Here is a 21,282-nt window from a genome sequence, read left to right as displayed (position 1 = left end):
TTTGGCAGCGTAGGTTAAGCAAAGATTAAGCGCTTCTGACGTGCGAGGAAGACATGCAGGGTATCCATCTGTTCGAACTGGCATCGCGTCAGGCCGAGTGGCTGTCGGTGCGGCAAGCCGCCGTTGCCGGCAACGTCGCCAACGCCAATACGCCCGGCTTCAAGGCGCGGGACGTCGAACCGTTCAAGGACGTGCTGCAGCAGACGCAGTTGACGATGGCTGCGACCAATCCGAAACACCTCGAAATCGACGCATCCGGAATTGCAGCAACCGCCATGCGCAAGGATGCGGTTGCCGAGCAGAACCACTCGAAAAACACCGTCAGCCTCGAAAGCGAGATGGTGAAATCCGGTGAGGTCAACCGACAGTTTGCGCTCAACACCAGCATCGTGAAGGCGTTTCACCGAATGATGCTGTCTTCGGTAAAGAGCTAAGCCGATGTCCGATCCGCTGCAGGCCGCCCTCAAAGTTGCCGCTTCCGGCCTCAACGCCCAATCGACGCGGCTGCGCGTCGTTTCGGAAAACCTTGCCAACGCCCAGTCGACGGCCAAGACGGCCGGCGGCGACCCTTACCGCCGCAAGACCGTATCGTTCGCCACCGAACTCGATCGCAGCACCGGCGTCGAAACCGTACGCATTGCCGAGGTCGGCAAGGATACCTCCGAGTTCGTTGAGGAGTACGATCCCAGCCACCCGGCCGCGGATTCGCGCGGCTATGTCAAATATCCGAACGTCAGCATGGTCGTCGAAATGGCGGACATGCGCGAGGCGAACCGTTCCTATGAAGCCAATCTCCAGGTGGTCAAGCAAGCACGCGAACTCATTGCCATGACCGTCGACCTCTTGAGGAATTCCTGATGATCGATCAACTTCTCAGTGTTTCCACCCGCAACGCTCTTTCGAAACTGACCGAGACGGTGAGCCAGGGAACCGGCGGGGCGTCTCAGGTCCAGCCCGCAGCCACCACCGGCGGGCCTTCCTTCGACAACGTTCTCTCGCAGCTCGCCGGATCGGTCAGCGGCAAGCTCGAAAATGCCGAGGCGATGTCAATGAAGAGCATGACCGGCGACGTGCCGACGCGTGATGTAGTCAACGCCGTCATGGATGCCGAGCAGTCGCTCCAGACGGCGATCGCCATCCGCGACAAGATCGTCCAGGCCTATCTCGAAATCAGCCGCATGCCGATCTAGGCACATCAACGGAACTTGGCCGACATGGCCGGAAGGGCATTAGAAATTCCATGAAAGCGCTCACGATCGCTGCGACCGGCATGAATGCCCAACAGCTGAACCTGGAAGTGATTGCCAACAACATCGCCAATATCAACACGACCGGTTACAAGCGCGCCAAGGCAGAGTTCTCGGACCTGCTCTATCAGGCCGAACGCAGCGCCGGCGTGCCCAATGCCTCGAACCAGAGCGTCGTTCCGGAAGGCGCCATGGTCGGCCTCGGCGTGCAGACATCTGCCGTCCGCAACCTGCATATCCAGGGCGCGCTGAATCAGACCGGCAATCCCTTCGACGTCGCCATGGTCGGGCGCGGCTGGTTTCAAATCCAGAACGCCGCCGGCGAAACGCTCTACAGCCGCGCCGGCGCCTTCAACACGAATGATACGGGACAGCTTGTGACACTCGACGGGAACCTCGTCGAACCGAATATCGTTGTCCCGACGGATGCGGTCGAGGTGAAGATCACGGATACCGGGCAGGTCTTTGCCAAGATGGCCGACCAGACACAGCTCGTGAACCTCGGCCAGCTGCAGATCGCCAATTTCGCCAACGAAGCCGGCCTCGAACCGCTCGGGGACAATCTCTTCCGCCAGACCGATGCTTCCGGCGACGCCGTGGTTGGCGTTCCGGGCGATCCCGGCTTCGGTACGCTCAAGCAGGGTTATCTCGAGAGCTCGAATGTCGATCCGGTCAAGGAGATCACGGATCTCATTACCGCACAGCGCGCCTACGAGATGAACTCCAAGGTCATCCAGGCCGCCGATGAAATGGCATCGGTTGTCTCGAAGAATCTTGGCGGCTGAGAATAATCATGACGGCAGCAGGACGCACACTCGCAAACATCGCAGGCGGCATCGCATTCGCGCTATGGGCCATGGTCCATGCGACCAGCGCGATGGCCGAGCGTATCGCGTTTATCGTGCCGTCGCAGATCATCTACCCCGGCCAGACCATCGGCAATGAGGGCCTGTCCGAAAAGATCTTCACCATCAAGGCCAGCGCTGCCGGCAATTACGTGCTCCACGTCAATCAGCTCGTCGGCAAGGTTGCGCGACGGACGCTGCTGCCGGGGCAGCCTATCCTGGTGACCGCCGTCAACGAGCCCGACCTTATCCAGCGCGGCGTTGCGGTCCCTCTGGTCTACAACACCGGCTCTCTCGTCATCAGCGCAAAGGGCGTGGCGATGGAGCCGGGCCATGCGGGCGATTTCGTCAAGGTACGCAACGTCGACAGCGGCATCATCGTGACCGGCACGGTACTAGCCGACGGCTCGATTCAGGTCGGGATGCAATAATGCGGCTTCTCGCCTTACTCCTTGCCTTCATTCTTACCGGGACGATTGCGGCCAATGCCGGCGAGTCCAACGAAAAAGGCTATAAAACACCTGCCGAAGCCAACGCTGCCTGGCGCCGCGCCGAGAACGAAGCCGAGCGCTGGGGCAGTGCCGCATCGCCGCTGGGCGAAGGCGGCGCGATCGCGCGCCTTAAGGACATCGCCAACATCCAGGGCGTCCGCGAGAACCAGCTCGTCGGCTATGGTCTTGTCATCGGCCTCAATGGTACTGGCGACAGCCTGCGCAATGCGCCGTTCACCGAACAGTCGATGCGCGCCATGCTCGACAATCTTGGCATCAGTCCGCCGCCGGGAGCCTCCCGCGTCAAGAATATTGCGGCCGTCATCGTCACCGCAAACCTCCCGCCCTTCGCCGGGCGCGGTTCGCGTATCGACGTCACGGTTTCGTCGCTCGGCGATGCCACTTCGCTGGCCGGGGGCACACTAGTCATGACGGCCCTTGCCGCCGCGGACGGGCAGAACTATGCCGTTGCGCAAGGCAATCTCGTCGTTTCCGGCTTTTCCGCATCGGGCGATGCGGCGAGCTTGACACAGGGCGTTCCGACCAGCAGCCGCATTCCAAACGGTGCCCTTGTCGAAAAGGAAGTCACCGGCAATTTCGGCCAGGACGAATTGGTGGTTGAACTGCGTGAGGCAGACTTTACGACCGCCGTCCGCATCACCGACACGATCAATGCCTTCGCCAAGCGCCGCTACAAACAGCCGGTCGCCAAGGAGCGGGATTCGAAATCGATCCGCCTGCGCAAGCCGAAAGACATCTCGGCCACCCGCTTCGTCGCCGAGATCGAAGGTCTCCCCGTACCGACGGACGAGGTTGCACGCGTAGTCGTCGACGAGCGCACCGGCACCGTCGTGATCGGCGAAAAGGTGCGCATCTCGCGTGTCGCCATCAGCCACGGCAGCCTTTCGGTGCGCGTTACGGAAACGCCGATGGTCGTCCAGCCGGAACCCTTCAGCGATGGCGTAACCGCGGTCGAGCCCAATACCGATATCCAGGCAACGCAAACGTCCAATATCGGCGTTCTCGGTGGAACTGATCTCGAAAGTCTCGTCAAGGGGTTGAACCAGATCGGCGTGAAGCCTCAGGGCATCATCGCCATCCTGCAGGGTATCAAGACGGCGGGCGCCCTGCATGCGGAACTGGTGGTGCAATGAGTTACGCCTGGACGGCTTCGGGTAGAGCCTATCGAGCCCTCTTCGGGATGATTCTAGGCGCGGCATTGAGCTTTGCCGGGGTGGCAGGCGCCCAGGATGCAGGGCACGAGGATGCCACGCAGGAGATCGACCGCTATTGCACCAACATCAACGACAAGGCCGCCGATGCGCGCTACGCCATGCAAACGCGCGAACTTCAGCAACTGCGCGCCGATGTCGATAGCCGCATCCAGGAACTCGAAGCCAAGCGTCAGGAATATGAAGTTTGGCTGAAGCGCCGCGATGAATTCGTCGACAAGGCCGAAGATTCGCTCGTCGGCATCATTTCAAAGATGCGCCCAGATGCCGCCGCTGCGCAAATGGCGCTGCTCGGCGATGAAGCGGCAGCGGCGCTGTTGCTCAAGCTCAATCCGCGCGTATCGAGCGTCATACTCAACGAGATGCCGCCCGATAAGGCCTCCAAGCTCGCGCGTGTCATTGTCGGATCGCGCGTCGTTTCACAAAAAGAAAGAACCGCCCAATGAAAAAAGCGGCCTCCTTCATCTTGGTCGCCAGCCTTATGGGCCTTGCCGGCTGCGCCAATAATTTCCGCGATCTCAACCGGGCGCCAGCCATGTCGCCGGTGGGAGCAGGCGTCGGCCAGACTTTCAGCGTCACCGATCCCGCCTATTATCCGACGCAGCCGAAGCCGCAGCAATATTCGCTCTGGCAAGACCGCCAGGCGGGATTCTTCCGCGATCCGCGCGCGGCCAATCCCGGCGACGTGCTCACGGTCATCATCAGGCTCGACGAGGAAGCGAAGTTCGACAACAAGTCGAATCGTTCGCGCGCCTCCTCGCAAGTCTACGGCGCAACGGCCGATATCAGTGGCAGCGGGATTTCGGGCGGCGACATCAGCGGCAATCTCGACCTGAACTCGGATACGAAATCGAAGGGCGAGGGCAAGATCGAGCGTTCTGAAAAGATCGACCTGCGCGTCGCCGCGATCGTCACCAACATCCTGCCGAACGGCAATATGGTGATCCAGGGATCGCAGGAAGTCCGCGTGAACTACGAGTTGCGTATCCTCAACGTCGCCGGCGTCGTGCGGCCGCGAGACATCTCGGGTTCCAATACGATCTCCTATGACAAGATTGCGGAGGCGCGCATCTCCTACGGAGGCCGCGGACGGCAAAGCGAAGTGCAGCAGCCGCCATGGGGACAGCAAGTCCTTGACACCGTTGCACCATTCTAAAGGTCGAAACCGATGAGCGCCGTCGCCGAAGAAACCACACCACCACCAAAGGGTCCATCATTGGTGGCCCTGATCGGCGTTGTCGTCATCCTGACCCTCATAGCTGCCGGCGGCGGATGGTTCCTTGGCGGCAAGCTTGGCCTCGCGAAAGACGAGGCGGCGGAGACGGCTACCGAAACCAGTCGCAGGCCTGCAGCTGAGGACATGCCGCTTGGAACGGTCGTGCCGCTGAAGCCTATCCTCACCAATGTGAAAATTCCGCAGAATGTCTGGTTGCGGCTTGAAGCCGGCATTGTGGCGCGGCCGGGCGAGAAAATTCCGGACGAGCTTGCCGCGACGATCACCGGCGATTTCATGGCATTTCTGCGCACGGTCAACCTTATGCAGCTTCGTGGCCCGGCCGGGCTCGAATATCTGCGAACGGACCTCGAAGAGCGAGCGAAAATGCGCTCCGAGGGCAAGATCGAAAAAGTCTATATCTGGGCGCTGGTGATGGAATGAAAATACGTCTGCTGACGCCTCTGCTGGTCCTCGCACTCGGCGGGACCGCCATGGCCCAAACGCCATCGATCCTCGAAGGGCTCCTGCCGCCCGGCAGCGCCTCGACAAGTGGCCAGATCATCCAGATGCTGGCGGTGCTCACGGTCTTGTCGATTGCGCCAGGCCTCCTGATCATGGTGACCAGCTTCACCCGCTTTGCCATTGCATTTTCCCTACTTCGTGCAGGCCTTGGTCTGCAGACCACACCGGCAAATCTGGTGATGATCAGCCTTGCGCTGTTCATGACCTTTTACGTCATGGCTCCCGTGTTCGATCGCGCGTGGCAGAACGGTGTCCAGCCGCTCGTTAACAACCAGATCACCCAGGATGTTGCGATGAATGAAATCACGACGCCCTTTCGTGAATTCATGCTCCGGCAGGTACGCGACAAGGATCTTCGCCTGTTCGAGGACCTCGCCGACGAATCATTTCGCACCAAGGCGGACGGCGTCGTCGATTTGCGCATTCTCATCCCGGCATTCATGATTTCCGAATTGCGTCGCGGGTTCGAAATCGGCTTTCTCATCGTTTTGCCATTCCTTGTCATCGACCTCATCGTCGCAACTTTGACCATGTCGATGGGCATGATGATGCTGCCGCCAACGGTACTTTCCCTGCCGTTCAAGATCCTGTTTTTCGTGCTGATAGACGGATGGAACATCCTCGTCGGGAGCCTGATCCGCTCCTATACGTAAGGCGTCAGTTAGCCGGCGAAAATTTCCTCCGCCGGCGGAATTTTCATATTAGATAAAATCCATAGGACCTTGTTATTAAAACGGTAATACATTAGACGTACTGATCACAATATGACGGGTTGCCTTCAGGGCAATAGGCATCAGGCCGCTCCGTCACACCGGTGAAAACCCGGTATGTCCCCTTCTTTGTATCTCATCAGGGACCTACTTCCATGACCAGCATTCTTACCAATGCGTCGGCAATGACCGCGCTGCAGACGCTTAACACAACGAACAAGAACCTTGCTACGACGCAGGACCGTATCGCTACGGGCCAGCGCGTTGCCCAGGCTTCCGACAATGCCGCCTATTGGTCGATCGCGACCGGCATGCGCACTCAGAACACGGCTTTGTCCGCAGTCAAGGACGGCCTCGGTCTCGGTGCTTCGATCGTCGACACGGCTTACACGTCCCTCAACAGCGCCATCGACCTCGCTCAGAAGATCCAGGCAAAATATGTTGCCAAGGAAACTCCGGGCACCGACGGCACCGTTATTGACGCCGACATTGCCCAGTTCAAGGCTCAGATCGTCGAAATGGCCAAGGGCGCAACCTTCCAGGGCGTCAATCTGCTTGCTACCGGTGGTACCGCACAGAGCATCGTGACGGGCTATACGTCCGGTACCGGCGTCACCACCATGTCAGTCGCCGCTTTCGACCTCGAAGCTGCCCTGACGTCTGCAACGACCTCGTCGGCCGTTGAAACTGCAATTGGCACCATGAAGGACGCGGCTGCCGCTTTGGGTTCCGCCAAGACCCGCATCGACACGCAGCAGGCTTTCACTGACAACCTGATGGACGCCATCGATCGCGGCGTCGGCCAGCTCGTCGATGCCGACATGAACAAGGAATCGGCTCGTCTGTCAGCTCTCCAGGTTCAGCAGCAGCTCGGCGTACAGGCTCTCTCGATTGCAAACTCGAGCAACCAGAGCATCCTGTCGCTCTTCCGCGGCTAATCGGATAAATAATATCGATACAAGAAATTTGCCCCGGACTTCAAATCCGGGGCTTTTTCGTTTTGCTAACCTCAGTGATATTTTTCGCGTTCGCGGCCAAGGATCGCCCGGGCATTAAGGCCCGCAATCGGCTGCGCCAGATCTCTCGGTATATCCCCCGAGAGCTGCAGATCGAGATAGCGCGCGCAGCAGACGCGAAGGAACGACGTGAAGTTGCCGAGATCATGACCGGCGTCAATCGACTCATGATGCAGCCGCGTAATGAGTTGCACGACGTTCATTCCGTCACGCCGTGCGATTTCCTCCAGTTTAGACCAGAAGAAATTCTCGAGCCGCACGCTGGTGACCATACCGTCGATTCGCAGCGAGCGCGTCGTGCTTTCCCATAGACGCGCATCCGCCTTGATGAACAATTCACACATGCTGCCTCCCAAACCCGCAAACACCCATTGAGCTTAGCAGCGCTTACGCGTTGAGCACAGCCATGAACTGCTGCAACCAGGCAGGGTGGGCCGGCCAAGCTGGGGCGGTTACGAGCTTGCCATCGGTAACGGCATCGTTGATGGCGATCTCCGCAAACTTTGCGCCGGCGAGTTCGACTTCGGGGCGGCATGCGGGATAGGCCGAGCATTTGCGCCCCTCGATTACCCCTGCTGCGGCAAGAAGCTGGGCGCCATGGCAGATCGCGGCAACCGGCTTGTCGGCGTCGAAGAAGTGGCGGACGGCCTTGATCACGTTCGGATCGAGCCGAAGATATTCCGGCGCCCGTCCGCCGGGAATGACAAGCGCATCGTAATCCTCGGGACGGATCTCGGCGAACGTTGCGTTGAGTGCGAAGTTGTGGCCGCGTTTTTCGGAGTAGGTCTGGTCGCCTTCGAAATCGTGAATGGCCGTTGCGACCGTGTCGCCGGCCTTTTTCCCCGGACAGACCGCATGCACCGTGTGGCCGCAGGCAAGCAGTGTCTGAAACGGCACCATCGTCTCGTAATCTTCTGTATAGTCACCGGTAATCATAAGGATCTTGGCGCTTGGCATGTTTTTCCTCCCAAGGTTTCAACGAAGGAAAGCCTAGCAAATGCAGATCGCCTATCGGTACTAGCCGGATACTACGGGAGAATTTTCATCGGTACATGGTCTCGCGCGGCTCTAACTTCGCGCAAGCTTCGACCTCTATGGTTCCGTTACGGGATCGTGGTGGGAATCGATGGAAAAGAATATCAGGCACACATTTGAGCAGCTGTTTGCAGCGCTGAAGAAGCTCGGGGCGCGGCGGCTCATTGCCCTTGGCATCGTTGGTGTGACGCTGTTCAGCGTAATTCTCGTGTCGAGTTTCTACCTCAATCGTCCCCAGTACGAGACGCTTTATGTCGGCCTCAGCCGCGATGATGTGAACCGAATGGGCATGGCGCTAGGCGAAGCCGGCATCCCCTTCGACGTGAAATCCGACGGCACCTCGATTCTCGTTCCCTTCGGCAAGGCCGACCAGGCCCGCATGTACCTGGCGGAAAAGGGTCTGCCCACCAGCAACAATGCCGGCTATGAGCTCTTCGACAATATGGGCTCGCTCGGTCTTACGTCCTTCATGCAGGAAATTACGCGCGTACGGGCGCTTGAAGGCGAGATTTCCCGCACGATCCAGGCTATCCGCGGCATCAAGGCGGCGCGCGTTCATATCGTTCTTCCCGAGAAAGGAAGTTTCCGCCGCGGTGACCAGGCGCCATCCGCCTCGGTCGTCATCCGTACCGAGGGCGACTTTGCGATCGAATCTGCCCAATCTATCCGCCAGCTAGTGGCCGCCGCGGTGCCGCAGCTGACCGCCGCCGAAGTGACCATTCTCGATACCAATGGCCGCCTCCTTGCTTCCAAGGACGATGGAACGAGCGCCGGTGCGGTCATGTCGGCGACCCTTGAACAGAATGTTTCCACCTCCGTCGATGAAAACATTCGCAAGGCGCTTGCCCCCTATCTCGGCGTCGGACACTTCCAGACGAGCGTTCAGGTCGCGCTTGATACCGACAAGCGACAGACCAATGAGACGGTATTCGATCCGGAGTCCCGGGTTGAGCGCTCGGTTCGGGTCGTCCGTGAGAGCGGCGATTCGCAGAACTCGACCAGCGATAATGCGACCGGTGTCGAACAGAACATCCCGCAAGAACAGATCGCCAGCAAGAACGGAGACAGTTCGTCGGAGAAGACCGACAAGCGCGAGGAATTGACGAATTACGAGCTGAACTCGAAAACCGTATCGACCACCAGCGACAGCTACCAGATCAAGCGGCTGTCGATCGCCGTCGTCATCGATCAGGCGCGCCTTTTGCAAACGGCTGGCGCGACGCCGCCGCCGGCCAATTTCGTCGATCAGCAGATCGCCAAGATCACCGAGCTTGTAGCGACAGCGGCGGGCCTTGATCAGAAGCGCGGCGACGTCATCAACGTCACCGCCGTCAATTTCATGGAAACGACCGACGAGCAACTGCAGCCGACCTCGACGCCTATATCGGAAATGGTCTTCCGCCAGGCCGGCAGCTTCGTCAACGCGGCTGCGCTCATCGCCGCCGTTGCCCTCATTCTATGGCTTGGCGTCCGGCCCTTGATGCGCGAAATGGGCAAGGCGGCGGAGGTCCCGCAAATTGCCGGCGTGTCAGAGCTTGCTGTCCCGAATGTTGCAATGGCAGCAAATCTTCCTGCCGTCGCGCCCGCTCGCTCCGAGCAAAGCATGCCCTACGACGATCTCAGCGAACTCAGGCGCCGGATGCGCGTTCCCGCCCAGAATCGTCTCGAACAGATGATCGACATGGACGAGGAACGGGTCGCGGCGATCCTGAAGCAATGGGTCCACGAGGCCGCCTGAGATGAGCGCACGATCCCTAGCCAGCGTTCTTACCGATTTTACCCCGAAACGGGTGCCGCCAGATCGCGTGACGGTTTTCACCAGCGTTCGCGAGCGAGCGGTTGCGCTTGAGGAGGTCATAGAGCCGGCCGAGGAAATCGTCGACATCATCGACTACGAACTTAAGGTGAAGGAAGCCTTCGCAGCCGGGCGGGAGTCAGGTCAGGCGGAAGCGGCGGTACTTTTCGAAGCCGAGAAAGTCCGGCTGGAGCGCGAGTTCCAGGAACAACTTGCCGCTGCGGATGCCGCCTTTCTTGCCGATACGGGCGCGCGCCTTGCCGCGCAACTTGCCGATGGCTTGTCAGGCATTGCTGCAGATCTTTCCGGTTCCCTTGCGGCTGCGCTCACTCCTCTCGTCGAGGCGAACCTGCGTGAACGGGCGATCGGTGGTTTTGTCGGTGAACTCGAGCGCCTTACAAAAGGGCTCGAAGGCGTTCTTATCGACGTGACCGGGCCTCGCTACCTGCTTGACGCACTGCGCACGCGACCGGAGATCGATCCGATCCGATTTACGTTCCGCGAGGCAAGCCAATCCGAGCTTACGATGAAACTCGATGATGTCGTGATCGAAACACGCCTCGGCCACCTGATCGACGCGTTGAAGGACCAATACCGATGAACATCGACCCTGAAACGCATCGCGAAATCGTCATCGTCCGGCGCGGTCGCGGCGATGGTGAGGAAGGCCACCATGGCGGCGTCTGGAAGATCGCCTATGCCGACTTCATGACGGCGATGATGGCGTTCTTCCTCGTCATGTGGCTGATCAATGCCGCCAATGAGGAGACGAAGGCCGCCGTTGCCAGCTACTTCAATCCTGTAAAGCTGATGGACCGGCAGGCGCAGCCGAAGGGCATAGAGGAGATAGACAACGAGGAGGGCAAGGTTCGCTTCGAGCGGCCCGAATCCGTCGATCCCATTACCAAGAGCGCCCGCAACGAAAAACAGGTCGAGCCCGTCCCCGAACGTGAGGAGCGGCAGATCTTCAAGGATCCCTATGCGGTTCTCGCCGAGATCGCCACCGACTCAGGTGTTCTCCAGAACCGCTCGGCCAAGGGCGAAGGCGGCTCCAGCCAGGCCGGCCCTTCGACGGGTGCCAAGGGTGGCGATGCCTACCGCGATCCGTTCAATCCGAATTATTGGTCGACCCATGTCGAGGACGACATTTTTCCGCTGACCGATAGCCCCGCCGTCCCGCCGCCTTCGCAGGAGCAAGCGATATCGGTGTCGAATGCCAAGGCTGAAGCCGATGCCCAGCAGGCGGCGCTCGAGAAACGCATCACCGCGGGCGAGGCAAAATCGGCGCCCGATCAGCCGGAGGCCAAGCCTCCCATCACCGCCGAAACACCGGCTGCTCCTTCAAAGGATGAAAAAGCACCGGATGCCGCACAGGTTGAATCGGCGCGGGAGCTTGCCAACGAAATCGCCAAGAAAACCGGTGCGGCCAGCGATGCCAAGGCGCCAGACATCACCGTGGTCGCCAGGAATGACGGCTTGCTGATCCAGCTGACCGACAAGGTCGATTACGGTATGTTCGCCATCGGATCGGCCAAGCCCGACAAACGCGTCATCCAGGTGATCGACGAAATCGCCAAGATCATCGGCAAACGCGACGGCGAGGTCGTCATCAGCGGACATACGGACAGCCGGCCATTCAAGAGCGATACCTACGACAACTGGCGGCTCTCATCCGCCCGGGCGCAGATGGCCTATTACATGCTGACCCGCAAGGGCCTCAACGCCAAGCGCGTTCTACGCGTCGAGGGTTACGCTGACCGCGATCCGAAGATCGCGTCCGACCCATATGCGGCTCAGAACAGGCGTATCGACATCTTCCTGAAGACGGGGTCCAGATGAGGGCAGGGCGCGCGATCCATTGGCTGGTGTTCGGCTTTTTCAGCCTGCCGCTTGCCGGCGCGGCCGCGCAGGTCAATCTGCCGACACCCGAACCCTATCTCCTGGTGCGCTCCATGCGGATGCTGCAGGATCAGGTCGCGTCCGGCAAGCCGGAAGCCTTGCCGATGCTCAATCGCGTGCTCGGCCATATCGCCGAACAGCTGCGGGCGGCAAAGCCCGAAGTCTGGCAGAAGCCGGCAAATGCCTATGCGATCTTCGTTTACCTCTTGAACGGCGGTAATCCGGAGGTGGTGCGTGCGATCCTGGCATCGGCGAAGCTTGACCAGGTTGACCCCAAGCTGGTCGCGGGCTCACTGGCCTATGCTGACGGCGATACGCTGCACTTCGTCGAGAACTTCCAGGAAATTCCGCCAAATGTTCCAAGCGAACTCGTCGCTTCGATCTATCTCGTGACCGCCACCCAGCTTGCCGCCATTGATGCAGGAACAGCGCTGAAGCGTCTGGATTACATCCGGCTCAATGCGCCCGGCACGCTCCTTGAGGAAGCGGCGCTGCGCCGCGGACTGACGATCGCCGCTCGCCTCGGCGACAAGGACAAGGTCAGGCTTCTCGCCCGCAACTACCTGCAGCGTTTTTCCTATTCGCCCTATTCGGAAGATTTCTTCCGCCAGCTCGTCGACGCGTTGATGGAGTTGAAAGATCGCGTCAGCAACGACGAAATCGAAGAAATCGCAGCACTGGCCTGGCCGCGCGCGCGGCTGCCCCTCTACCTGCGGATAGCGCGGGGAGCACTGGTCGCAGGCGATCTTGCACGCGCTCGTTTTGTTTCGGAGCGAGCCGATAAATTGGCGGCCGAACTCAAGACCGACGATACACAGGCCAAGCTCTATCTTGCAGTCAGCAATGTCGGCTCCGACAAGACCGGCGATGCGAAGTTCATGCTGTCGAAGCTGCCGCGCGACCGTCTGCACGAACGCGATGCCAAGCTTCTGGACGCAGCGCTTGCCATGTCGAGCCGGATCCTGGCGCAACCGATTCCCGAATTGGCAGCACCGCCAAAGCCGGCAGCCCGCAGCGCGCCCGTACAAGCCAGTGCGCAGTCCAGCGCGCCAGCGGCGGGCAGCGCAGCGCCGACCACGGATGAGCCAGATCCACTCTTCCTTGAGACACGAAAGAAGCTAGACGCTATCGACGCGCTCCTCGGGAGGACAGGCAAATGACGATTGGAGCCGATATGCCGTTGAAATCGCTGATCGGAGCCCGCATCAAGGACAGCGGCAAAGGCGAATCCCCTATCGATCTCTTGTTGCCGGCGGACGGCAAGGCGGCTCTCGACTTTGAGACCATGGTGAAGGCTACGGCGCCGAAACTTCATCGCGGGAAGAGCAGCGAGGTGAAGGAAGGCGTGCGCGATACGCCGGACAAAGACGCTGAATCCAAAAACGACGAAGCGACTGCCCCGGCCGCGGGGCAGGGGATGTTCGGCCAGACCATGCTGGCACTCGAGCAATTGCTCCAAACTCAGCAGCATGCACAGGAACAGTCCCTCGCTACAGCCGACCCGCGTTTTGCGGCCAGCATCGTCGACGAAGCAGCGGCTCTGATTGACGGCACGACTTCGGTGAAACCCGTCGGCAAGCCCGCTTCCGAAGCTGCATTGCCTGACAAAGCGGCTGAGACAAGCCCGGCAGCACCCCCGGTGAAGACCGAGGCCGCGCAGCCTCGCAACGGAGAGGCTACGCCAGCGGCCACACCGCCTTCCGCGCGTCCGCAAGCGAGCGAAGCGAACGCGCAGCCGCCTTCGACTGAACGTAGCGTTCCCCGCCTGGCGGAGCCTTCTCCTGCGCCATCGACAAACGCTGCGATGGCGAACGCGAGCGCTGGAGGCCAGTCTGATCTCAGGATCGCAACGCCGTTAACGCCGGCCGCCGCCGCGCCGGTTGCCGGGCGTCCCGGTATCAGCGATGTCCAGGTCATTTCCGATCGCAGCACCAGCGCCACGCGGACGCTCGTGATCCAGCTTCAACCCATAGAACTTGGCACAGTGACAGCACGGCTGCGGCTGACGTCCGAAGGCATGCACATTCAGCTGAACGCCGAGAACAACGTGGCGGCCGAACATCTCGCCCGTGATCATGAGGCCCTCGGCAAGGCTCTGAAACTGGCAGGTGTTGGCGACGACACCTCGTCGATTACGATCGCCGTAATCGACCGGTCGAGCCCGACTTCGAATGCTCAGGGTGGCCAGCTCAATTCCGGCGGGCAGGACGCACAAGCGGATGCGCGGGCCTATGGGCAGGGACAGGCGGCATCCGGAGGCGCCAAGCAGGGCGGATCGACTGGCCAGCAATATCCGGGAGACACGAGAGCAGATGAGCGCGAGGAAAAAGCCGGTAAGCCTGGTATTGAAAGCCACGTTTCACGCGGTCTGGTTGTCTAGCCTTCTTGCCATCGCGAACCCCGCTTCATCCGAAAACCTCTGCGAGCGCGAAATGCACCGGGCGTCGGGGAAGTATGGCATTCCGCTCGGCATTCTCTATGCCGTCGGCCTCACCGAGACCGGGCATAAGGAGTCGCTCCAGCCTTACGCCATGAATATCGACGGCACGTCATACTTCATGCCGTCTGCCGCCGCGGCAGCGGCCAAATTCGCCCAAGCACAGATGCAGGGCGCCAAACTCATCGACCTCGGCTGCATGCAGATCAACCAGCATTATCATGCGGACGCATTTCCCTCCGTCGCCGCAATGCTCGATCCCAAGGCCAATGTCGACTATGCAGCGCGGTTTCTAAAGGGGCTCCGTTCGCGCGAGGGAAGCTGGACCATGGCGGTCGCCCGCTATCACGCCGGGCCCAACAACGATCCCGCCCAGCAATATTATGTCTGCCGCGTAATCGAAAACATGGTGGCCAGTGGTTTCGGTAACTGGACCCCGAAAGCACGCCAGTTCTGCGGCAAGAATCAACCATGACCCGTAACACTTGGTAAGAAAACGTGAATTCCCTTCAAGGGATTCTTGGGAAGCTGGTTCCGACCCAAAAACGAATCAGAAAACAGGACACAGTCAAGGAAAAATCGTACGCTCGGAATGGCCAGCTCTTCCCTATAAATTGGGGTCTATTTCTTGGGAATTGTCCACGAGTCACCACCACCGCTAGTTGTGTATTGCTTGGGGCAACTTATTGATTCGAAAGGTGGGGTTGTGATCGTAGTCGTCGACGAACGAAGTTTGGTGACGAGTGGGTATTCTGCGTGGTTCGCCCGCGAGGGCATTACGACAACCGGCTTTGCTCCTGACGATTTTGGCGACTGGGTCGCCACTGTTCAGGAGAACGACATTATGGCCGTCGAAGCATTTCTGCTAGGGGAATGCGCCGATCGGAACAAGTTTCCACACAAAATTCGTGAACGCTGTGCGGCACCGGTTATCGCCGTCAACGAGACACAGTCTCTCGAGCATACGCTGGAGCTTTTTCAGGCAGGTGTCGACGACGTCGTCCGCAAGCCGATGCACGTACGGGAAATCCTGGCGCGCATCAACGCGATCCGCCGCCGTTATGGCAACGGTGATGCCGGCACGCAGATCGGTCCCATCCGTGTCTTTTCGGATGGGCGCGATCCGCAGGTCAACGGCATCGATTTCTCCTTGCCGCGACGCGAGCGCCGTATCCTTGAATACCTGATCGCCAATCGTGGCCGCCGGCTCAACAAGGCGCAGATATTCAGCGCCATCTACGGCATTTTCGACAGCGATGTCGAAGAGAGCGTGGTCGAGAGCCATATCAGCAAGTTGCGCAAGAAATTGCGCGAGCAACTCGGCTACGACCCGATCGATTCGAAACGTTTCCTCGGATACAGCATCAATCTCGACTAGGCGCTGTATCCGCCAGTGGCGGAAGCGCCGAACCCCTTAATCCCAAAGGACTACAAGGCGTCAGCTTCGCGCAAGAATCGCAGGATAACGATCTTGTACGCAAGGTGTGACGCAAGGAGACGGATATGAGCCTCTATGGAATGATGCGAACCGGCATTTCGGGCATGAACGGCCAGGCCAACCGCCTGTCGGCCGTCTCGGACAACATCGCCAATTCCAGTACGACCGGCTACAAGCGGGCAAGCACCGAGTTTTCCTCGCTCGTGCTGCCAAGCTCGGGCGGCGAGTATAATTCGGGTGGCATCGAAACCACGGTCCGCCACCACATTTCCGAAGATGGGTCCCTGCGTTACACGACGTCGTCGACCGACCTCGCCCTGCAGGGGAAGGGTTTTCTCATCGTCAGCAATTCGAGCGGCACGCCATATCTCACGCGTGCAGGGTCATTCGTCCCGGACCCGCAGGGCAACCTGGTGAATACGGCAGGCTATTACCTGATGGGCTATCCAATCACCAACGGCAATGTGAATCCTGTCGCCAACGGCTACCAGGGTCTCGAAAAAATCAGCATTGCCCAGAACGACCTCATCGCGGATCCAAGCCGTACCGGTATCTTCACCGCCAATCTTCCGGCAGGCGCGGACATCGTAGCAGCGGCTGACCGTCCGCCGGCGAACGCCACCGCCTCGGCCAAGTACACGGCGAAAACGTCGATCCAGACATTCGATAATCTCGGCAATGTCGTGGTCGTCGACCTCTATTTCACCAAGACCGCAGATAATGCGTGGGAAGTCGCGGCCTATGACCATGCCAATGCGGCGGCCTCGGGTGGCTTCCCCTATACGCCGGCAACGCCGCTGACCACCGAGAACTATACGTTCGACGCCGTGACCGGGAAGCTGAACTCCACCGACCAGTCCATCTCGATCAACGTTCCAAATGGCCAGGCGCTCGAGATCGATTTCTCCGCGACGAAGCAGCTCGCAGGCGATTATACGCCCATCCAGGTCAAGGTTGACGGCAACTCTCCGAGCCCGATTGACAATGTCGACATCGGTGCTGATGGCACGGTCATGGCGATCTACAAGAACGGCGCCAAGCGAGCGATCTACAAGATCGCGCTTGCCGATGTCCCAAGTCCCGACAATCTGCTCGTTATGTCCGGCAACGTGTTCTCGCCGAGTGCTGACTCCGGCGACATCCAGGTTGGATTCCCCGGCACGGGCAGCTTCGGCAACCTGAACTCGGGTGCTCTCGAACAGTCGACGGCCGATATCGCGCAGGATCTGACCGACATGATCGAGGCCCAGCGCAACTATACGGCGAATTCCAAGGTCTTCCAGACGGGCGCGGACCTGATGGACGTGCTGGTCAATCTAAAAAGGTAGTTGAACAACTCATGGCGATTGGACAAAGGGTATGTCACTAACTTCGGCGCTCAACACCGCTCAAGGTGCGATAACGACCGTTTCGAAGCAGACTGCTTTGGTGTCGCGCAATATTGCCGGCGCCAACGATCCCAATTTCACCCGACGCATCGGCTCGGTGGTCAGCGGTCCAGGCGGCTTGACATATCTCTCGGTCACCCGCTCCGCCGATGATGCGCTCCTGTCCAAGTATATCGAGAGCAACAGCCAGCTCGGCGCCTCGGACACGCTTCAGGGCGGTCTTGACCGCCTTTCCGGCATCTACTCCGCCAATGACGCATCGGGGTCGCCAAGTGCCCTGCTTGGCGATCTGCGGGATGCCCTGCAGCTCTATGCGAACAAGCCAAGCGATACGACGGTAGGACAGGCCGCGGTCACGAAAGCCGCCGACCTTGCCAATGCCCTGAACCGGGGCAACGACGAAATCCAGAAACTGCGGCAGGACGCCGATACCGACATCGCGGACTCCGTCAAGAACTTGAATACGCTGCTTGCCAAGTTCGAAACGGTAAACACCAAGGTGATCAACGGCACGCGTTCCGGCACTGACGTGTCGGACGCGCTCGACGAACGCGACGGCCTGCTCAAGCAGATTTCCGGCGAAATCGGCATCACGACGCTCGTTCGCGGCGACAACGATATGGTGATCTTTGCCCAGAACGGCGTCTCGTTGTTCGAAGGCAAGCCGCGCGCCGTCAGCTTCACGCCAACCAGCGCCTTCAGCGCCGGCACTTCGGGCAACCAGGTCTATATCGATGGCGTGCCGCTGACGCACGACACGTTCCAGCAGCCCTATGGCACGGGACGCCTTTCCGGATTGCTGCAGCTACGCGACCAGGTCGCGCCCGATTATCAGAAGCAGCTCGACGAGATTGCGCGCAGCCTCGTCAGCACGTTCGCCGAGTCCGATCAGAAGACGCCGCCGACGCTGCCGACAGTGCCGGGCCTATTCACTTATCCCGGCGCGCCGGCAATGCCAGCGGACGGCGCGATCCTTCCGGGTCTCGCCGGCACCATCAAGGTTTCATCGGCCTATGTCCTGAGCGAAGGCGGCAATCCCGCGCTTCTGCGCGACGGCGGCACAGTGCCGGCCAATCCGGACTACGTCCAGAATCCCGACGGCTCCGCCGGGTTTTCGGTACGTCTCCAGAATTTGATCGGTGCGATCACCTCACCGCGCATTTACGATCCAACTGCGAACGGCGGCAACAACAAGAGCCTGCTCGACTTCTCCTCTGCCTCCATAAGTTCGCTTGAGGCAAAGCGGCAGTCTGCAACGCAGACCAACGAATACAATGGCATTCTGGCTTCCAGGGCGAGCGATGCCATCTCCAATGCGACCGGCGTCAACATCGACACCGAAATGCAGTCGCTCCTGGATCTCGAGCATTCCTATAGTGCGTCGGCGCGGATCATCTCCACGATCGACTCCATGTTGAAAGAACTCCTTCAGGCGGCGTCATAGATATGAAAACCCAATCCGTTTCCTCCTATATGCTGGCAAATGCGACCCGCAACATTCTGGCAAAGGCCCAATCCGAGCTGATCAAGGCACAGCAGGAGGGAACGACCGGCTTCGTTTTCGACAAGGGGCTGACCCTTGGCAGCCGCACCGGCCAGTCCATCTCACTGCGCAAGGAATATGACCGCCTGTCCGTCCTGACCGACACGAATGGCGTCATCAAGGAGCGAATGACCACGTCGCAGAATGCGCTCACCAGCATCATCAAGGGAACGCAAGACCTTCTGAGCACGGTGACGGCAATGTCAGGTGGTGCAGCGGGCAGGGCAGTCGCTGTCGACAAGGCCAAAAACCTGATGCAATCGACGACGGAGCTGCTCAATTCGAGCTTCAATGGCGAGTATATTTTTGCGGGTGTCAACACCGACGTGAAGCCGCTTGCCGATTATGACGCTGCGGGAGGTCCGGCTCGAGCCGCTGTCCTGCAGTCGTTCCAGGACTATTTCGGCTTTCCGACCACGGATCCGCAGACAGCCAATATTGCGCCCGCCGCCATGAAGGACTATCTCGACACTGCCTTTGCCGGCGAATTCGACGCCGCCTCATGGTCGGCAAACTGGTCGTCGGCCTCCGATACACTCGTCAAGAGCCGCATTGCACCCACCGAAATCGCCGAAACCTCGGTCAGCGCCAACAGCGCCGGCTTCCGGCAGATGGCGATGGCAATGACAATGGTTGCGGAGCTGGGCAATATCGGGCTCAGCCAATCCGCCCTTGATGAAGTCGTCGGCAAGGCATCGAAGACGACGACCGACGCCATTACCGCACTCGCCGACACGCAGGCGTTCCTCGGCAATGCGCAGGCCCGCACCAAGGATGCGACTGACCGGCTGGCTGTGCAGCTCAATGTCCTCAACAGCTCCGTGCTCGACCTTGAAGCCGTCGATCCGAATGAGGCCGCCACCCGCGTGAATGCGCTTACAACACAGATCCAGGCGTCTTATGCACTGACCGTCAAGATTCAAAGCCTGAGCTTGCTCAACTATCTGAAATAGTGACCAGCGCAATCACTGCGCCGGCTGGTGAACGGAAACAAACATGTACCAGGCCCGATACGATGACATCATGAGCGACGGCGCCGACAACGCCAGGGAAACCGAGCGTTCGCTGTTTGATCAGTCGATCATGATGCTTGAGGAGGCGCGCGACGAGGGCGGGTATTCGTTCAAGGGCATCGAGGCCGTTCAGTTCACCTCGCGGCTGTGGATGCTCGTTCTCGAAGATCTCGGCAGCCCCGCCAACGGATTGCCGCCAGAGCTGCGTGCCTCGCTTATCTCGATCGGCATCTTCATCCTCAAGGAACTCGAGGCGATCCGCCAGGAAACGTCGACCGATTACGACAGCATCATCGAAATCACCCGAACGATACGGGACGGACTCTGATCATGAAGATCTCGCTTCGTGCCGGTGAAAAGATCTATGTCAACGGCGCCGTGCTGCGCGCCGACCGCAAGGTCTCGCTCGAATTCATGAACGACGTGAGTTTCCTGCTTGAAACCCACGTCATGCAGGCCGATGAGACCACGACGCCGCTGCGCCAGCTCTATTTTGCGGCACAGATCATGCTGATCAACCCGGCAATCAAGGACGAGGCTCATCGCACATTCAAGCGCATGCTGACTTCCTTGCTGACGACCTTCGAAAATCAGCGGATGCTCAAGGAGCTCAAGCTGATCGACGAGCTAGTCTTCAACGACCGTGTCTTCGAGGCGCTGAAATCGATCCGGCTGCTTTACACCCTGGAAGCCCAGATACTCGCAGGCGAAGCCCCGCCCATCATTCCATCTCAAACGGACAAGGCCGTGAGGCCGGAGGCACACGCATGACCACTGTTCCGCCCGTCGGCACACAACAGACGAATACGAACAACGACACCAGCAAGACAAACGGTCCGGGTGTCGACTACCAGACTTTCCTGAAGCTGCTGGTCGCGCAGATGAAGAACCAGGATCCGACCCAGCCGATGGATGCAACCCAGCAGGTCACGCAGCTTGCCCAGTTCTCCAGTGTCGAACAGGCGGTGCAGACCAACACGAAACTCGACCAGCTTCTGGCCAGTTCCTCGCTGCAGCAGGCCGACGGCATTATCGGCCGGACTGTCACCAGCGCCGACGGAAAGATCAGCGGTGTCGTCGAATCCGTGCGCATCTACAATGACGGCATGATCGCAACGCTGAAGGGCGGCGCGACGCTGCCGATCACCGCCGGCATCGTGGTCAGCTGACGATGAACGAAGCCGACGCCCTCGATATCGTCAATCAGGCCATCTGGACCGTGATTGTCGCCTCCGGTCCGGCCGTCGGCGCCGCGATGTTTGCTGGCGTGTGCATCGCGCTGTTTCAGGCGCTGACGCAGATCCAGGAGATCACGCTGACTTTCGTGCCGAAGATCCTTGCGATTCTCGCCGTGCTCGCGCTGACGGCGCCCTTCGTCGGCTCGCAGATCAACACGCTCACTCTGCTCGTATACTCACGCATCGAGCACGGATTCTCCTAAAGGGCGATATGGCT

General features: G+C 59.8%; 27 protein-coding genes. 25 read left to right on the top strand and 2 right to left on the bottom strand.

The features are described from left to right. Window positions 1-53: 53 nt before the first annotated feature. The 11 genes from flgB (at window position 54) to BLR72_RS02255 (ending at window position 7,201) form a co-directional block, all read left to right on the top strand. Window positions 54-434: a flagellar basal body rod protein FlgB gene (gene flgB / locus BLR72_RS02305; RefSeq protein ID WP_091944676.1), complete on the top strand. Its 381-nt coding sequence runs from the start codon at window positions 54-56 to the stop codon at window positions 432-434. Between the two features lie 4 nt (window positions 435-438). Continuing rightward, window positions 439-858: a flagellar basal body rod protein FlgC gene (flgC, locus tag BLR72_RS02300; RefSeq protein WP_091944674.1), complete on the top strand. Its 420-nt coding sequence runs from the start codon at window positions 439-441 to the stop codon at window positions 856-858. Continuing rightward, the gene (locus tag BLR72_RS02295; RefSeq protein ID WP_027233086.1) at window positions 858-1,190 is read left to right on the top strand and encodes a flagellar hook-basal body complex protein FliE; all 333 of its coding nucleotides are present in this window, start codon (window positions 858-860) and stop codon (window positions 1,188-1,190) included. Before flgC ends, BLR72_RS02295 begins: the two co-directional genes overlap by 1 nt. 50 nt (window positions 1,191-1,240) lie before the next feature. Next, the gene (flgG, locus tag BLR72_RS02290) at window positions 1,241-2,032 is read left to right on the top strand and encodes a flagellar basal-body rod protein FlgG (RefSeq protein WP_027233085.1); all 792 of its coding nucleotides are present in this window, start codon (window positions 1,241-1,243) and stop codon (window positions 2,030-2,032) included. Window positions 2,033-2,103: 71 nt separating this feature from the next. Next, window positions 2,104-2,523, top strand: a complete 420-nt coding sequence (gene flgA / locus BLR72_RS02285; protein WP_244506634.1) for a flagellar basal body P-ring formation chaperone FlgA — start codon at window positions 2,104-2,106, stop codon at window positions 2,521-2,523. Then, complete coding sequence (locus tag BLR72_RS02280; RefSeq protein WP_091944669.1) at window positions 2,523-3,737, top strand: flagellar basal body P-ring protein FlgI; 1,215 nt, start codon at window positions 2,523-2,525, stop codon at window positions 3,735-3,737. Before flgA ends, BLR72_RS02280 begins: the two co-directional genes overlap by 1 nt. Then, the gene (locus tag BLR72_RS02275) at window positions 3,734-4,261 is read left to right on the top strand and encodes a MotE family protein (protein ID WP_343051287.1); all 528 of its coding nucleotides are present in this window, start codon (window positions 3,734-3,736) and stop codon (window positions 4,259-4,261) included. Before BLR72_RS02280 ends, BLR72_RS02275 begins: the two co-directional genes overlap by 4 nt. Beyond that, window positions 4,258-4,971, top strand: coding sequence for a flagellar basal body L-ring protein FlgH (flgH, locus tag BLR72_RS02270; protein WP_027233082.1), 714 nt, complete (start codon window positions 4,258-4,260; stop codon window positions 4,969-4,971). The genes BLR72_RS02275 and flgH overlap by 4 nt, the downstream gene beginning before the upstream one ends. 12 nt (window positions 4,972-4,983) lie before the next feature. Then, on the top strand, window positions 4,984-5,472 hold the full coding sequence (locus BLR72_RS02265; RefSeq protein WP_091944666.1) for a flagellar basal body-associated FliL family protein: 489 nt from the start codon (window positions 4,984-4,986) through the stop codon (window positions 5,470-5,472). After that, a complete protein-coding gene (gene fliP, locus BLR72_RS02260) occupies window positions 5,469-6,206 on the top strand; it encodes a flagellar type III secretion system pore protein FliP (RefSeq protein WP_091925092.1) in 738 nt (245 codons plus the stop codon). Before BLR72_RS02265 ends, fliP begins: the two co-directional genes overlap by 4 nt. A gap of 212 nt (window positions 6,207-6,418) precedes the next feature. Then, on the top strand, window positions 6,419-7,201 hold the full coding sequence (locus BLR72_RS02255; protein ID WP_027233079.1) for a flagellin N-terminal helical domain-containing protein: 783 nt from the start codon (window positions 6,419-6,421) through the stop codon (window positions 7,199-7,201). Between the two features lie 71 nt (window positions 7,202-7,272). Here the strand turns inward: BLR72_RS02255 and BLR72_RS02250 are convergent, their stop codons facing one another. Both BLR72_RS02250 and BLR72_RS02245 read right to left on the bottom strand, forming a co-directional pair. Further along, window positions 7,273-7,623 (bottom strand): ribbon-helix-helix domain-containing protein, encoded by a 351-nt coding sequence (locus BLR72_RS02250; protein WP_027233078.1) that lies wholly within the window; start codon window positions 7,621-7,623, stop codon window positions 7,273-7,275. Window positions 7,624-7,666: 43 nt separating this feature from the next. Next, window positions 7,667-8,236, bottom strand: coding sequence for a DJ-1/PfpI family protein (locus BLR72_RS02245; RefSeq protein ID WP_027233077.1), 570 nt, complete (start codon window positions 8,234-8,236; stop codon window positions 7,667-7,669). Window positions 8,237-8,405: 169 nt separating this feature from the next. Between BLR72_RS02245 and fliF the strand changes: the two genes are divergently transcribed. The 14 genes from fliF (at window position 8,406) to BLR72_RS02175 (ending at window position 21,268) form a co-directional block, all read left to right on the top strand. Next, the gene (gene fliF / locus BLR72_RS02240) at window positions 8,406-10,052 is read left to right on the top strand and encodes a flagellar basal-body MS-ring/collar protein FliF (RefSeq protein WP_027233076.1); all 1,647 of its coding nucleotides are present in this window, start codon (window positions 8,406-8,408) and stop codon (window positions 10,050-10,052) included. Between the two features lies 1 nt (window position 10,053). Further along, window positions 10,054-10,710, top strand: coding sequence for a hypothetical protein (locus BLR72_RS02235; protein ID WP_091944663.1), 657 nt, complete (start codon window positions 10,054-10,056; stop codon window positions 10,708-10,710). Next, a complete protein-coding gene (locus BLR72_RS02230) occupies window positions 10,707-11,948 on the top strand; it encodes a MotB family protein (protein WP_091944661.1) in 1,242 nt (413 codons plus the stop codon). The genes BLR72_RS02235 and BLR72_RS02230 overlap by 4 nt, the downstream gene beginning before the upstream one ends. Next, window positions 11,945-13,168, top strand: a complete 1,224-nt coding sequence (locus BLR72_RS02225) for a chemotaxis protein MotC (RefSeq protein ID WP_244506599.1) — start codon at window positions 11,945-11,947, stop codon at window positions 13,166-13,168. Before BLR72_RS02230 ends, BLR72_RS02225 begins: the two co-directional genes overlap by 4 nt. Beyond that, window positions 13,165-14,388: a flagellar hook-length control protein FliK gene (locus tag BLR72_RS02220; protein WP_091944658.1), complete on the top strand. Its 1,224-nt coding sequence runs from the start codon at window positions 13,165-13,167 to the stop codon at window positions 14,386-14,388. The genes BLR72_RS02225 and BLR72_RS02220 overlap by 4 nt, the downstream gene beginning before the upstream one ends. Beyond that, window positions 14,321-14,920 (top strand): transglycosylase SLT domain-containing protein, encoded by a 600-nt coding sequence (locus BLR72_RS02215; protein ID WP_091944655.1) that lies wholly within the window; start codon window positions 14,321-14,323, stop codon window positions 14,918-14,920. Before BLR72_RS02220 ends, BLR72_RS02215 begins: the two co-directional genes overlap by 68 nt. Window positions 14,921-15,151: 231 nt before the next feature. Further along, window positions 15,152-15,823, top strand: coding sequence for a flagellar transcriptional regulator FtcR (locus BLR72_RS02210; RefSeq protein ID WP_027233072.1), 672 nt, complete (start codon window positions 15,152-15,154; stop codon window positions 15,821-15,823). 125 nt (window positions 15,824-15,948) lie between these two features. Continuing rightward, complete coding sequence (locus BLR72_RS02205; protein WP_027233071.1) at window positions 15,949-17,211, top strand: flagellar hook protein FlgE; 1,263 nt, start codon at window positions 15,949-15,951, stop codon at window positions 17,209-17,211. Window positions 17,212-17,242: 31 nt separating this feature from the next. Beyond that, window positions 17,243-18,715, top strand: a complete 1,473-nt coding sequence (gene flgK, locus BLR72_RS02200) for a flagellar hook-associated protein FlgK (protein ID WP_091944652.1) — start codon at window positions 17,243-17,245, stop codon at window positions 18,713-18,715. 2 nt (window positions 18,716-18,717) lie between these two features. Then, complete coding sequence (locus tag BLR72_RS02195; RefSeq protein ID WP_091944649.1) at window positions 18,718-19,767, top strand: flagellar hook-associated family protein; 1,050 nt, start codon at window positions 18,718-18,720, stop codon at window positions 19,765-19,767. Between the two features lie 43 nt (window positions 19,768-19,810). Then, window positions 19,811-20,155, top strand: coding sequence for a flagellar biosynthesis regulator FlaF (flaF, locus tag BLR72_RS02190; RefSeq protein WP_027233068.1), 345 nt, complete (start codon window positions 19,811-19,813; stop codon window positions 20,153-20,155). Between the two features lie 2 nt (window positions 20,156-20,157). After that, window positions 20,158-20,598 carry a flagellar biosynthesis repressor FlbT gene (flbT, locus tag BLR72_RS02185; protein ID WP_091944646.1) on the top strand — a complete coding sequence of 147 codons (441 nt, stop codon included), beginning with the start codon at window positions 20,158-20,160 and terminating at the stop codon, window positions 20,596-20,598. Beyond that, on the top strand, window positions 20,595-20,996 hold the full coding sequence (flgD, locus tag BLR72_RS02180) for a flagellar hook assembly protein FlgD (RefSeq protein WP_091925119.1): 402 nt from the start codon (window positions 20,595-20,597) through the stop codon (window positions 20,994-20,996). The genes flbT and flgD overlap by 4 nt, the downstream gene beginning before the upstream one ends. Before the next feature lie 2 nt (window positions 20,997-20,998). Next, the gene (locus BLR72_RS02175) at window positions 20,999-21,268 is read left to right on the top strand and encodes a flagellar biosynthetic protein FliQ (RefSeq protein ID WP_027233065.1); all 270 of its coding nucleotides are present in this window, start codon (window positions 20,999-21,001) and stop codon (window positions 21,266-21,268) included. The last annotated feature ends 14 nt before the right edge of the window (window positions 21,269-21,282 follow it).

Origin of the sequence: Phyllobacterium sp. YR620 (assembly GCF_900104165.1) — a bacterium.
Lineage (GTDB): Bacteria > Pseudomonadota > Alphaproteobacteria > Rhizobiales > Rhizobiaceae > Phyllobacterium > Phyllobacterium pellucidum.
Note: the sequence above shows the minus strand (reverse complement) of the source record. Positions and strands in the feature narration are given on the sequence as shown.

Excerpts from the sequence above, each read along its gene's own strand:
- BLR72_RS02250 (WP_027233078.1), bottom strand. The coding sequence starts at position 7,623 with ATGTGTGAATTGTTCATCAAGGCGGATGCGCGTCTATGGGAAAGCACG.
- BLR72_RS02265 (WP_091944666.1), top strand. The coding sequence starts at position 4,984 with ATGAGCGCCGTCGCCGAAGAAACCACACCACCACCAAAGGGTCCATCA.
- flaF (WP_027233068.1), top strand. The coding sequence starts at position 19,811 with ATGTACCAGGCCCGATACGATGACATCATGAGCGACGGCGCCGACAAC.
- BLR72_RS02255 (WP_027233079.1), top strand. The coding sequence starts at position 6,419 with ATGACCAGCATTCTTACCAATGCGTCGGCAATGACCGCGCTGCAGACG.
- BLR72_RS02280 (WP_091944669.1), top strand. The coding sequence starts at position 2,523 with ATGCGGCTTCTCGCCTTACTCCTTGCCTTCATTCTTACCGGGACGATT.
- flgC (WP_091944674.1), top strand. The coding sequence starts at position 439 with ATGTCCGATCCGCTGCAGGCCGCCCTCAAAGTTGCCGCTTCCGGCCTC.
- BLR72_RS02195 (WP_091944649.1), top strand. The coding sequence starts at position 18,718 with ATGAAAACCCAATCCGTTTCCTCCTATATGCTGGCAAATGCGACCCGC.
- BLR72_RS02230 (WP_091944661.1), top strand. The coding sequence starts at position 10,707 with ATGAACATCGACCCTGAAACGCATCGCGAAATCGTCATCGTCCGGCGC.
- BLR72_RS02275 (WP_343051287.1), top strand. The coding sequence starts at position 3,734 with ATGAGTTACGCCTGGACGGCTTCGGGTAGAGCCTATCGAGCCCTCTTC.
- BLR72_RS02205 (WP_027233071.1), top strand. The coding sequence starts at position 15,949 with ATGAGCCTCTATGGAATGATGCGAACCGGCATTTCGGGCATGAACGGC.
- flgA (WP_244506634.1), top strand. The coding sequence starts at position 2,104 with ATGGTCCATGCGACCAGCGCGATGGCCGAGCGTATCGCGTTTATCGTG.
- BLR72_RS02295 (WP_027233086.1), top strand. The coding sequence starts at position 858 with ATGATCGATCAACTTCTCAGTGTTTCCACCCGCAACGCTCTTTCGAAA.
- BLR72_RS02220 (WP_091944658.1), top strand. The coding sequence starts at position 13,165 with ATGACGATTGGAGCCGATATGCCGTTGAAATCGCTGATCGGAGCCCGC.
- flgH (WP_027233082.1), top strand. The coding sequence starts at position 4,258 with ATGAAAAAAGCGGCCTCCTTCATCTTGGTCGCCAGCCTTATGGGCCTT.
- BLR72_RS02235 (WP_091944663.1), top strand. The coding sequence starts at position 10,054 with ATGAGCGCACGATCCCTAGCCAGCGTTCTTACCGATTTTACCCCGAAA.
- flgB (WP_091944676.1), top strand. The coding sequence starts at position 54 with ATGCAGGGTATCCATCTGTTCGAACTGGCATCGCGTCAGGCCGAGTGG.
- flgK (WP_091944652.1), top strand. The coding sequence starts at position 17,243 with ATGTCACTAACTTCGGCGCTCAACACCGCTCAAGGTGCGATAACGACC.
- fliP (WP_091925092.1), top strand. The coding sequence starts at position 5,469 with ATGAAAATACGTCTGCTGACGCCTCTGCTGGTCCTCGCACTCGGCGGG.
- flgG (WP_027233085.1), top strand. The coding sequence starts at position 1,241 with ATGAAAGCGCTCACGATCGCTGCGACCGGCATGAATGCCCAACAGCTG.
- flgD (WP_091925119.1), top strand. The coding sequence starts at position 20,595 with ATGACCACTGTTCCGCCCGTCGGCACACAACAGACGAATACGAACAAC.
- fliF (WP_027233076.1), top strand. The coding sequence starts at position 8,406 with ATGGAAAAGAATATCAGGCACACATTTGAGCAGCTGTTTGCAGCGCTG.
- BLR72_RS02175 (WP_027233065.1), top strand. The coding sequence starts at position 20,999 with ATGAACGAAGCCGACGCCCTCGATATCGTCAATCAGGCCATCTGGACC.
- BLR72_RS02225 (WP_244506599.1), top strand. The coding sequence starts at position 11,945 with ATGAGGGCAGGGCGCGCGATCCATTGGCTGGTGTTCGGCTTTTTCAGC.
- flbT (WP_091944646.1), top strand. The coding sequence starts at position 20,158 with ATGAAGATCTCGCTTCGTGCCGGTGAAAAGATCTATGTCAACGGCGCC.
- BLR72_RS02245 (WP_027233077.1), bottom strand. The coding sequence starts at position 8,236 with ATGCCAAGCGCCAAGATCCTTATGATTACCGGTGACTATACAGAAGAT.
- BLR72_RS02215 (WP_091944655.1), top strand. The coding sequence starts at position 14,321 with ATGAGCGCGAGGAAAAAGCCGGTAAGCCTGGTATTGAAAGCCACGTTT.